Source organism: Microcoleus sp. M2_D5 (assembly GCF_036701935.1).
In the GTDB taxonomy this organism is placed as follows: Bacteria; Cyanobacteriota; Cyanobacteriia; order Cyanobacteriales; family Microcoleaceae; genus Microcoleus.
The window spans coordinates 25,154-34,961 of the sequence record NZ_JAUBRP010000003.1 but is presented as its reverse complement, the minus strand read 5'-3'; the positions used below and the strand labels follow the sequence as shown (position 1 = coordinate 34,961).

The window sequence follows — 9,808 nt, the reverse complement described above, 5'->3', positions numbered from 1 at the left end:
GGCTTGAACTAACGTCCAAACTTTTTTTCTCAGCGCGACTCCTGTGGGGATTGTATCCGTATTTCAGTCAGAGGGATTCAACAATCATCAGAAACCCGCAGATGCCTTATCTAGGGTTCATCTGTCTCGGATTTGGGGCCGCAGTTCCGTAATTGACTCGACAACCGATGTTGAACAAACTCGCACTGCACTCAAGAGGAACAATCTGCTGATCGAGGAGGGCGCTGCAACTGACATACTCGTCGTTATTAGTATCTCTTACCATACATTCGATCGGGTTAGCTCCCGATCGCGCCGACCAACTCTTCATACCTACGACTGCAATCATATGCTGCCAGTAGAAAGCAAATAGCGACACTGCAAACAGTACAGCAACTCCTAATCCTACTTTCAATTTCCAACTATTTAGGACGTTTCCCAAACTGTTTTTCACGTTTTCCACCCCAGAAAGTGAGCTTTCGGTAGTTATTTCTGGAGTTGGCAAGTTTGTTTGTGTTTGTTCTGCTGGAATTTCCGACATAATGTATCTCCTATGATTGCTGGCATTTGGCTAAGCTGGCAGTTGCGATCGCTATTGCAAACTTTATCAAATTTTAGCAAAACTCGCCTGTACCGACAACAGATTCGGGCAGCACCGCCAGGGAAGTATGTATATTCACCAAGTGCGAGCGCGATTTCTATGCCTTTTGAGGTATTGCCCAATTCGCGTTAGCGGAGTCCTCGAAGAGGATCGGCTATTTTGCTTCTAGGGCAATAGAATTGTTGGCGATGCCCTTTGAAAACGGCCCAAGTGAATCAGCTTTTTTTGGGAACCGCAGAGGCCGCAGAGGGCGCAGAGAAAGAGGAAAGAGAGATATATTGACTTTCACCAACCATTTATGGTTTCGATAGCAGTTCCAATAACTCAGATTCCGAAAGTAGTTTTATTCCCAAAGATTGAGCCTTTTCCAGCTTAGAACCCGCGTCTTCTCCCACAACCACATAATCTGTTTTAGCACTCACAGAACTTGTGACTTTACCTCCTGCTTTTTGAATCAAATCTTTAGCTTCATCTCGTTTCAAGGTGGGCAAAGTTCCGGTAAGCACAAAAGTTTTGCCTGCAAGTTGTAAATTTGTGCTGGCTAAATTGGGCTTTTTCACTTCTGACTGCAATTGCAATCCCGCAGTTTTCAACCGTGCAATTAAACTTTGATTTGCCGGCACTCTAAACCACTGATAAACAGCTTGAGCAATTTCCGGCCCGATGCCGTAAACCCCCTCAATCGATGCCGCCGATACCGCTGCTAACTCTTCCACATTGGCAAACCTTTCTGTCAGCAATTGAGCATTCACGCTGCCGACGTGGCGGATGCCCAAGCCGTAAAGTACCCGCGAATAAGGTTGATTTTTCGATTGGGCGATCGCACTTACCAACTTTTCTGCTAACTTCTTACCCATGCGTTCCAAACTCATCAATCTTTCCGCTGTCAAATCGTACAAATCCGCCGCAGAATGCACGAGATTGCTATCAACCATTTGCTGCACCAACTTTTCCCCAACACCGTTAATATCCAAAGCATCCCGGCTGCAAAAATGAATCAGCGAACCCCTCAAAATCGCCGGACAAGATGTATTGATGCAGCGAGTAACGGCCTCCCCTTTTTCCCGAACCACAGGCTGCGCGCATTCGGGACAGCAACTAGGCATTTGAAAAAGTTGAGCATTTTGGGGGCGAAGTTCCGGCAAAACTCGCACAACTTCTGGTATAATTTCCCCAGCTTTTCTGACAATTACAGTATCGCCAATATGGAGATTTAGGTCGGAAAGTCGATCGCTGTTGTGGAGAGAAGCCCGCGAAACCGTCGTTCCCGCCAACTGCACCGGTTTGAGTTCCGCTACAGGAGTCAGAGCCCCGGTTCTGCCTACTTGCACGGTGACAGCTTCTACTATTGTAGGCACTTCGGCAGCAGGATACTTCAGGGCGATCGCCCAACGCGGAAACCTCTGAGTAAAACCCAATTGTTTTTGCAGCCCAACCGAATTAATCTTAACAACAACCCCATCCGTCATGTAAGGCAAATTCCGCCTCTCTGTATCCCAATATTCGTAATACTCCCGAACCTCATCCAAAGAATCGCAAATTTTGCGATTTGGATTCACCTTAAACCCCATTCTTCGCAACAATTCCAAGGAATCCCACTGCGTGTTCTCCTCGTTACCCCGATCTAAATGCAGAGTATAAGCAAAGAAATCCAACCTGCGCTTATCCACAATTTTAGAATCCAACTGCCGCAGCGTACCCGCCGCAGCATTGCGAGGATTAGCAAACAATTGTTCCCCCGCTTTTTCCCGTTCCCGATTAATTTCCTCAAAAACAGCTAAAGACAAAAAAGCTTCTCCCCGCACTTCCACAACAGGCGGCGGATTATCTAAATTGAGCTTTAAAGGAATCGAGCGAATAGTCTTGACATTTTGAGTAATTTCCTCTCCGGCAATGCCGTCTCCCCGCGTCGCACCCCGAACTAAAATTCCATTTTCATAGGTTAACGCTAAAGCAGAACCGTCAATTTTTAACTCGCAAACATAGGAAACCCCCCCCAACCCCCCCTTGCTAAGGGGGGGAGTAATTTCTCTGTTTTCCTGATTGCTAATGGAAGATGTTATTCCCTCAAGTCCCCCCCCTTGATAAGGGGGGGTTAGGGGGGGTGCATTTCCTTCTTGACCGGAGGTTAGGGGAGGTGCATTTCCCTCAAGTCCCCCCCCTTGATAAGGGGGGGTTAGGGGGGGTGCATTTCCTTCTTGACCGGAGGTTAAGGGAGGTGCTACCCTTTGCCAGCGTTCCTGCCATTTAGCAAATTCCTCAAAATTAAAAGCATTTTCCAAACTGTAGAGAGGAATATTGTGTTTGACGCTAAAAAATTGAGTAGCAGGCTGTTCTCCCACGCGCTGAGTCGGACTTTCCGCAGTAATTAATTCGGGATAATCTGATTCTAAGTCTTGCAACTGGCGATAAAGTCGATCGTACACTTCATCTGGCATAATCGGCGCATCGAGAACATAATAAGCATAGCTAGCTTCCTGTACCTGCTGCCTCAACTTTTGAATTTGCTGCTGAATTTCTGCTGCCATATCGATTTAAGGTTTTTGATTTTAGATGTTAAATTTTTGATTATAACTTTCCATTTTAGCTCAAAAAAAAGGATCGAGCAACCTCTCTGCTGCCAGACCGATTTTAGATTTGAGATGAGCAATGTCAATTTGAGCTAAAAACCAAGATATAGCAACTAGAAAATCAAAACTTATCCTAATTGTCACCCTGCCCAAAAACGGATACTTACTTTCCGACTAAAGTTGCCAGTCGGCCCAAACTTTCGACTCTTGTTCAACCTACCCGATTCATCTATGGAGTAAATTTCAAATCCTTCGACTGATTGAACGCCCAACGACGTTGCGCCAAACCTCTCAGGCAGAATTATCAATTTTACAATCCACTAACTCGCCTTTCTAAATACCCAATTCAGCGCGTAACCCCTCACAAATTTAAGTCTGGAAACTCGGTAAATTTCTTGTTTTCCCCGGACATTGAAGGTTGAAGATTATCACCATCTTTTTCGATGTTCAAGTTGCTATTGGCGCGGGATTTTGTAAATTCGTGAGCGTTTGGCTTTGTGAAAGCGAGCGGTTCAGCGTGTTCTACCTGAAATACATTGGCGTAGAGGTTGGCAATAATTTGTTTGCCTCCTTGGGTCAATTCCAAGTAGTTCAAAGCTGCTGGAATGTAGGGAAAAACTCCATTCCAATAAAACTTGGCGTAATTTTGCCGCAAATCTCCCGGAGACTTGTAGCCCAAGATTTTATTAGTGCCGACTTCCTCAAATTCGTAAAACAGGGCACTTATTTTTCGCAGGTAATTTGGATCGCTCAACTGGCCGATCAAATCGGCTGCTCTAGCGAGTCCAGAATAATTGTTTCTGTCTTGATGAGTTTCGCTAGCAGGAACTGGGAAGCGCGTCAATTCAATATTGCGCTTGATTTGTTCGGCATCAATTAATGTGTGGCCGCCGAAGCGTTCGTCAATTACGAGTTTTCCTCGATCGACATGATAAGGAGTTAAACTGGCAGAAGTTGCCCCGATCGGCACAGAAACCATGCCACCGTCAATACCCGTAGCATATAGTCCCACAGCTTCTTGGTCTTGGCGGCAAACACCTTTGACGTAGCCGATATCGTGACACAGCAGCGAGATCAGGTAGTGCAGCCAATCTTCCGGCGACACTCCACCTTCGCGAATATGTTTGCCGCGGAGAATCTCTTGTCCCACCAAAGCCACGAGCATTGTGTGTTCCACATTGTGGTAGAGAGCATCGCAATTAGCGATATTTTCCAGAGCCATAGTCCCTGCCCAGGCGATAATTTCAGGGTAGTCAGGCTTGTACTTGCCGTAGGTGCGACGGTAGCCGGCCTGCAACTCTTGCACAAAAGCGTCAATCAGGATAGCAGTTGCATTGAACATCATAAATTCTCTCACTCAGGCTGTAGTTACAAACTCGATCGAAAATATCTTGGCCTTGCTGAAAAAATAATCAATGGGCATTCCAGTAGGTTTGACCCCTCGGCGTTGAATTTTAAATTTCAGCTAGTCTTGTCAGGTCAGAAAATTGCTTTTTTGGCTATGCTTCCCAAGATAACCTAATTTCGGAAGCATCCGAAGCAACAGATCGATTTTTTGGTATTAAATGTTAGTGAAACAATTTACATCGTTTCACTGATTAATTATTAGAAGTCCTAGGTTTCAAACTTATGAACTGTCTGTTTCGGAGTCTCTCCACTGCTGCCCTGGGTACTCGGCGCTCGATCGCCCAAAAATACCTAGGATTGTGTGCATTCACTGCTTTTTGCACCGCCGCACCGGCAATGGGTGCCGAGCGAATTTACGTAACTTACGGGCCTCTAGAAGAATCAGTTCCGATCGAGTCCCTGGCACTGTTCGCCAAAGAAGGCAAAATAGACTCGAACTTGGACGGCTTCGCTCAGTACCTCAAAGAATCTCAGCTAGCTGAGATTCGCAGCGCCCTGCAAGCGGAAGCTGAAATTAGCCACGTGACGATCGCCCAATTTCTCTACACGCCTCAAGGAGAAGTGCTGCTGAAACGCTTGGGCCGAGTAATTCAAACCAAAGCTCGGCAGCCCGGATTTTATGCCATCCGAGCCGCCCTGATTTTAGCAGCCTCAGATCCAGAAGGCCTGACCATACTCAACGTGCTGCGGAAATTCCCCACCTATGGCATCAGGATTGACATCGCCCGCGCCTTGGGTATCGCCAACGAGCTGACATCGCTGATCAACCGTTCCAATCAGACGATCGCCGGAGTCGCCCAGTTGTCCGAAGCACAAGCAGCCTTAGAACCCACCATACCGCCCGCCGAAATGCAGCAGCCCCAGCTACCGGGCCCCTATACTTGGAAAAAATCATCGGTAACTCTGACGAGTCCAAATCGCCCTCGCACCTTTGAGCTGGACATTTACCTGCCACAGCGGAGACCGCAACCGGCCCCAGTAGTAGTAATTTCCCACGGTTTAGGTTCCGATCGCATTTCCTTTCAATATTTAGCCAAACACCTAGCCTCCTATGGCTTTGCCGTCGCCGTCCCCGAACACCCCGGCAGCAACGCCCAACAAATCCAAGACTTAGTAACAGGCAGAGCCAATCAAGTAGCAGAACCAGCAGAATTTGTCAACCGCCCCCTCGACATCAAAGACCTGCTCGACTATTTAACCGAACTTTCTACAACCGATCCGGCCTACCAAGGGCAGCTCGACTTGCAGCGAGTCGGCGTCATCGGCCAGTCTTTCGGTGGCTATACAGCTTTAGCATTAGCCGGGGCAGGGATTAATTTTGCACAACTAGACAAAGATTGCGGACTCGAAAACGATACTTGGAACCTCTCCCTACTGTTGCAGTGCCGCGCCCGCGGCTTAGAGCGCAACCAGTACAATTTTGGCGATCCGCGCATCAAAGCTGCGATCGCCGTCAACCCGATCGCCAGCAGCATTCTCGGAGAAACAAACCTCAGCAAAATCCAAATCCCAGTCATGCTAATCGCAGGCAGCGCCGATACAGTCGCCCCCGCTTTGCTCGAACAAATTCAACCGTTCACATGGCTGACATCGCCCAACAAATATCTCGTACTGATGAACAACGGGACTCACTTCTCAACGATCGAGGAATCCCCTCAAAGCCTATTTCTGCCACCACCACAGGCGATCGGGCCCGAACCAGCTTTAGCCCGCCGCTACCTCAGCGGACTCAGCCTAGCGTTCATGGAAAGCTATTTGAACAATAAATCCAATTTCCGCCCGTATTTGGAGCCATCCTACGCTTTAAGCATCTCCAGAGACACTCTCGGACTGAGAATTTTGCGATCGCTCACCCCCCAGCAACTCCTGCAGTTCAGGATTTCTCGACCTCCTCGCATCCCTGCCTCTCCACCTGCGATCGCTCCTGTTCCTTTACCTTCTCCACCTCCCATAGCTCCCGTTCGTTAGGGTTGAGGTGCGCCGCGCGTGCACGCTGTCATCTCTTTTCGTGCGGGGGCGATCGCCCATCTCTTTCCTTTCATCAGCTTTCCTAATCACAGTCATCAGTTTAACTGTCGTCAAACCCCTTTACAAACCTTAACGATAGGCGTAATAATATAAACATCATCCGAACATTGAAAACCAAATACAGCAATCATAAAACCATGACAACAACCTTACAGCAGCGCGAAAGCGCCAACGTCTGGGAACGCTTTTGTGAATGGGTCACAAGCACCGACAACCGCATTTATGTAGGTTGGTTCGGAGTCTTGATGATTCCTACCCTCCTGAGCGCCACCATCTGCTACATCATCGCCTTCATCGCTGCCCCTCCAGTGGACATCGACGGCATCCGCGAACCAGTAGCAGGTTCCTTAATGTACGGTAACAACATCATCACAGGTGCAGTTGTTCCCTCATCCAACGCCATTGGCTTGCACTTCTACCCAATCTGGGAAGCAGCTTCCCTCGATGAGTGGTTGTACAACGGCGGCCCTTACCAACTGGTAATTTTCCACTTCCTGATCGGTGTATTTTGCTACATGGGTCGCGAATGGGAACTGTCCTACCGCTTAGGTATGCGTCCTTGGATCTGCGTAGCATACTCTGCACCAGTTGCAGCAGCCACCGCAGTATTCTTGATCTACCCAATTGGACAAGGTTCGTTCTCCGACGGTATGCCCTTGGGTATCTCCGGCACATTCAACTTCATGATCGTGTTCCAAGCCGAGCACAACATCCTGATGCACCCCTTCCACATGTTGGGAGTTGCCGGTGTCTTCGGTGGTAGCTTGTTCTCCGCCATGCACGGTTCTTTAGTTACCTCTTCCTTGGTTCGTGAAACAACCGAAACCGAATCTCAAAACTACGGTTACAAATTCGGTCAAGAAGAAGAAACCTACAACATCGTTGCAGCCCACGGCTACTTCGGTCGTTTGATTTTCCAATACGCTTCATTCAACAACAGCCGTTCCTTGCACTTCTTGTTAGGTGCATGGCCAGTAGTAGGCATCTGGTTTACCGCTTTGGGTATCTCCACGATGGCTTTCAACTTGAACGGTTTCAACTTCAACCAATCGATTATCGACTCTCAAGGTCGCGTTATCAACACTTGGGCTGATGTCATCAACCGCGCTAACTTGGGTATGGAAGTAATGCACGAGCGCAATGCTCACAACTTCCCGCTTGATTTGGCTGCTAGTGAAGTCACTCCAGTAGCAATGGTTGCTCCTTCCATCAATGGCTAAGTTTTAGTTTTTGATTAACAAAAAGCGCTCCTAGAAATAGGGGCGCTTTTTGTTTTGGGAAAAATATTTTTACTGCGGGGAGGCGAAGTATCCCAGCAGCCAAGGAAGTTATATCGAGTCCCTCGCTTCTGGTAATTCCTGTTAGGCTGGATTGATGTCGGCTTCTCGTGGGAGACTCACTCATGATAAATTCAAGTTTCTTTAAACATCACAATACATTCATAATTTTCTAAATCTAGAAATCGGTCAATTTGCAAAGTTCCTATTTGTTCAAATCCCTGTTTTTCGTGAAACATTAGGGAACGAGTATTAGCTATTGGCTGGGTAACAATAAACAGCGAAATCAATGAATTTGGAAAAACTTGATAAATTTCGTTATACATAAATTGAGCCACACCTCTACCCATCCAATCTAACTTGGTTGCTACTCTTGCGAGATAAAAATGCCTATCGCTGGTGACTCTTTTCTTAAAAACCTCATCTTTCCAGATAATTTTATCCAAGATTTCATCTGATATTTGGGGTTGTGATATAGCCACAAATCCCACAATTTCCCCATCGGTTTTAGCTGAGACAAAATATTTGCATGAATTATTTAAGCTTTGGACAATCTCATCTTCAGTAATTTGTGTTAGCAAAAAGCCGCGATCGAGCGACGTATTTTGACCGCGCGCATGAGAATTGTGAATATTGGCGATCGCCTGTATGTCCTCTCCATCGGCTTCTCTAAAAGTTAGATATTCCATAGCATAGTGTGTAGGAACGCTGTCATACATTTGCGATTTTAACGCTCAGGTTTGTCTATTCTAACAGCTAGATATAGATCGCATACCAGATTTAGTTTTGTAAATATTTTAGGGGCGAGATCCTTCGGACAATATCATGACTGTAGCTATGTCTGCACTTGTGGGCGATCGCAAATAACTTCCAGGTAGCCTGATAGATACTGGAAAGTTCTGAGAATATTGTTTATTTATTTTAAAAAAAATATGCAGTAATTTAAGGAAAAATTTGAGTAAGTAAGATGATTGACTATAAAAAGAACGAAAACTTGTCTTTTGAGGAATATTACGACTTCTTAAAAAGGAGCGATCTTGCTAGTCAGTACCCCATATCTGAGAACTGTCTATTTTGGAAACCTTGCAAACTTTGGAGTGAATTCACAGTAATTTAGATCGGCAAAGGGATGAGAAAGAAGAGTGGATTTTGGGTTTCCTTGTGGGGAGTCAGAAACCGGGTTTCTTTCCAAAATCGGGCGTGGGGATGCCAAAATTGTCGCAGAAACCCGGTTTCTTGGATTTTGGCTATTCTTCAAAGGTTAAATGCTGGATTAATCGATCGCTAGTTGAATCTTCTAAAAAGTAACGATAAGCATCTCCTGACTGAAATTGCGATCGCACTCCATCTATTTTAGGCAAGCTTCCGCGGCGCAGATCGATATATTCTTGATAGCTGGAAAATTCCCACTCCTCAGCTTTTTCAACTATATTAGCACATACAGGGTTTAAGTGAATATAGCGAGTGAGATGTAATAAATATTCTTCTCTATCTACATGAATCGCCTGAAATCTGCCCTGAAACAGTGAACCGACCTTGTGATAGCGTTTATTGATAGCCTTGGCATAGGACAGAGTAAACGCCTGCATCAGCTTTGAAAAACGATCGGTTTTTAGGTAAACTAATAAATGATAGTGGTTCGGCATCAAACAATAAGCAATGATATCGACACCATTAATAATCAGATGGTTTCTTAATTGGCGTAAAAAATAAATATAGTTTTCTCGTTTAAAAAAAATAAGCTGACGGTCATTACCTCGGTTATAAACATGGTAGTAATTACCCGCTTGGAGGATAACTTGGCGACGTGGCATATTGTAATCTCTGCGTGGGGTTCAGAAACCGGGTTTCTTCCTAGATATTGGTGACGATGCCAAAATTATCGCAGAAACCCGGTTTCTTGGAGGAGCGCGGGAGTCAGAAACCGGGTTTCTTCCTAAATCTCG

The 9,808-nt window shown here is 46.2% G+C and carries 8 protein-coding genes; 3 read left to right on the top strand and 5 right to left on the bottom strand.

Annotation, left to right across the window (positions count from 1 at the left end):
* Positions 1 to 106: 106 nt before the first annotated feature.
* On the bottom strand, positions 107 to 520 hold the full coding sequence (locus QUA50_RS01735; protein ID WP_333260880.1) for a hypothetical protein: 414 nt from the start codon (positions 518 to 520) through the stop codon (positions 107 to 109).
* Between the two features lie 12 nt (positions 521 to 532).
* Here QUA50_RS01735 and QUA50_RS01730 point away from each other — a divergent pair, with 12 nt between their 5' ends.
* Positions 533 to 712 carry a hypothetical protein gene (locus QUA50_RS01730; protein WP_333260882.1) on the top strand — a complete coding sequence of 60 codons (180 nt, stop codon included), beginning with the start codon at positions 533 to 535 and terminating at the stop codon, positions 710 to 712.
* A 164-nt stretch (positions 713 to 876) separates the two neighbouring features.
* Here QUA50_RS01730 and ligA read toward each other — a convergent pair whose 3' ends face one another.
* A complete protein-coding gene (gene ligA, locus QUA50_RS01725) occupies positions 877 to 3,108 on the bottom strand; it encodes an NAD-dependent DNA ligase LigA (RefSeq protein WP_333260886.1) in 2,232 nt (743 codons plus the stop codon).
* Positions 3,109 to 3,511: 403 nt separating this feature from the next.
* Complete coding sequence (locus tag QUA50_RS01720) at positions 3,512 to 4,492, bottom strand: Npun_R2479 family HD domain-containing metalloprotein (RefSeq protein WP_333260906.1); 981 nt, start codon at positions 4,490 to 4,492, stop codon at positions 3,512 to 3,514.
* Positions 4,493 to 4,779: 287 nt separating this feature from the next.
* Between QUA50_RS01720 and QUA50_RS01715 the strand changes: the two genes are divergently transcribed.
* Both QUA50_RS01715 and psbA read left to right on the top strand, forming a co-directional pair.
* A complete protein-coding gene (locus QUA50_RS01715; RefSeq protein WP_333260889.1) occupies positions 4,780 to 6,525 on the top strand; it encodes an alpha/beta hydrolase in 1,746 nt (581 codons plus the stop codon).
* A 197-nt stretch (positions 6,526 to 6,722) separates the two neighbouring features.
* Positions 6,723 to 7,805, top strand: coding sequence for a photosystem II q(b) protein (gene psbA, locus QUA50_RS01710; protein ID WP_333148960.1), 1,083 nt, complete (start codon positions 6,723 to 6,725; stop codon positions 7,803 to 7,805).
* 191 nt (positions 7,806 to 7,996) lie between these two features.
* Here psbA and QUA50_RS01705 read toward each other — a convergent pair whose 3' ends face one another.
* Positions 7,997 to 8,551 carry a GNAT family N-acetyltransferase gene (locus tag QUA50_RS01705; RefSeq protein WP_333398233.1) on the bottom strand — a complete coding sequence of 185 codons (555 nt, stop codon included), beginning with the start codon at positions 8,549 to 8,551 and terminating at the stop codon, positions 7,997 to 7,999.
* 558 nt (positions 8,552 to 9,109) lie between these two features.
* A complete protein-coding gene (locus QUA50_RS01700) occupies positions 9,110 to 9,676 on the bottom strand; it encodes a transposase (protein ID WP_333267159.1) in 567 nt (188 codons plus the stop codon).
* Between the last annotated feature and the right edge of the window lie 132 nt (positions 9,677 to 9,808).

What these genes read in the sequence shown, in the direction of transcription:
- QUA50_RS01735 (WP_333260880.1), bottom strand. Translation starts at nt 520, where the DNA reads ATGTCGGAAATTCCAGCAGAACAAACACAAACAAACTTGCCAACTCCA.
- QUA50_RS01705 (WP_333398233.1), bottom strand. Translation starts at nt 8,551, where the DNA reads ATGGAATATCTAACTTTTAGAGAAGCCGATGGAGAGGACATACAGGCG.
- ligA (WP_333260886.1), bottom strand. Translation starts at nt 3,108, where the DNA reads ATGGCAGCAGAAATTCAGCAGCAAATTCAAAAGTTGAGGCAGCAGGTA.
- QUA50_RS01700 (WP_333267159.1), bottom strand. Translation starts at nt 9,676, where the DNA reads ATGCCACGTCGCCAAGTTATCCTCCAAGCGGGTAATTACTACCATGTT.
- psbA (WP_333148960.1), top strand. Translation starts at nt 6,723, where the DNA reads ATGACAACAACCTTACAGCAGCGCGAAAGCGCCAACGTCTGGGAACGC.
- QUA50_RS01730 (WP_333260882.1), top strand. Translation starts at nt 533, where the DNA reads ATGATTGCTGGCATTTGGCTAAGCTGGCAGTTGCGATCGCTATTGCAA.
- QUA50_RS01715 (WP_333260889.1), top strand. Translation starts at nt 4,780, where the DNA reads ATGAACTGTCTGTTTCGGAGTCTCTCCACTGCTGCCCTGGGTACTCGG.
- QUA50_RS01720 (WP_333260906.1), bottom strand. Translation starts at nt 4,492, where the DNA reads ATGTTCAATGCAACTGCTATCCTGATTGACGCTTTTGTGCAAGAGTTG.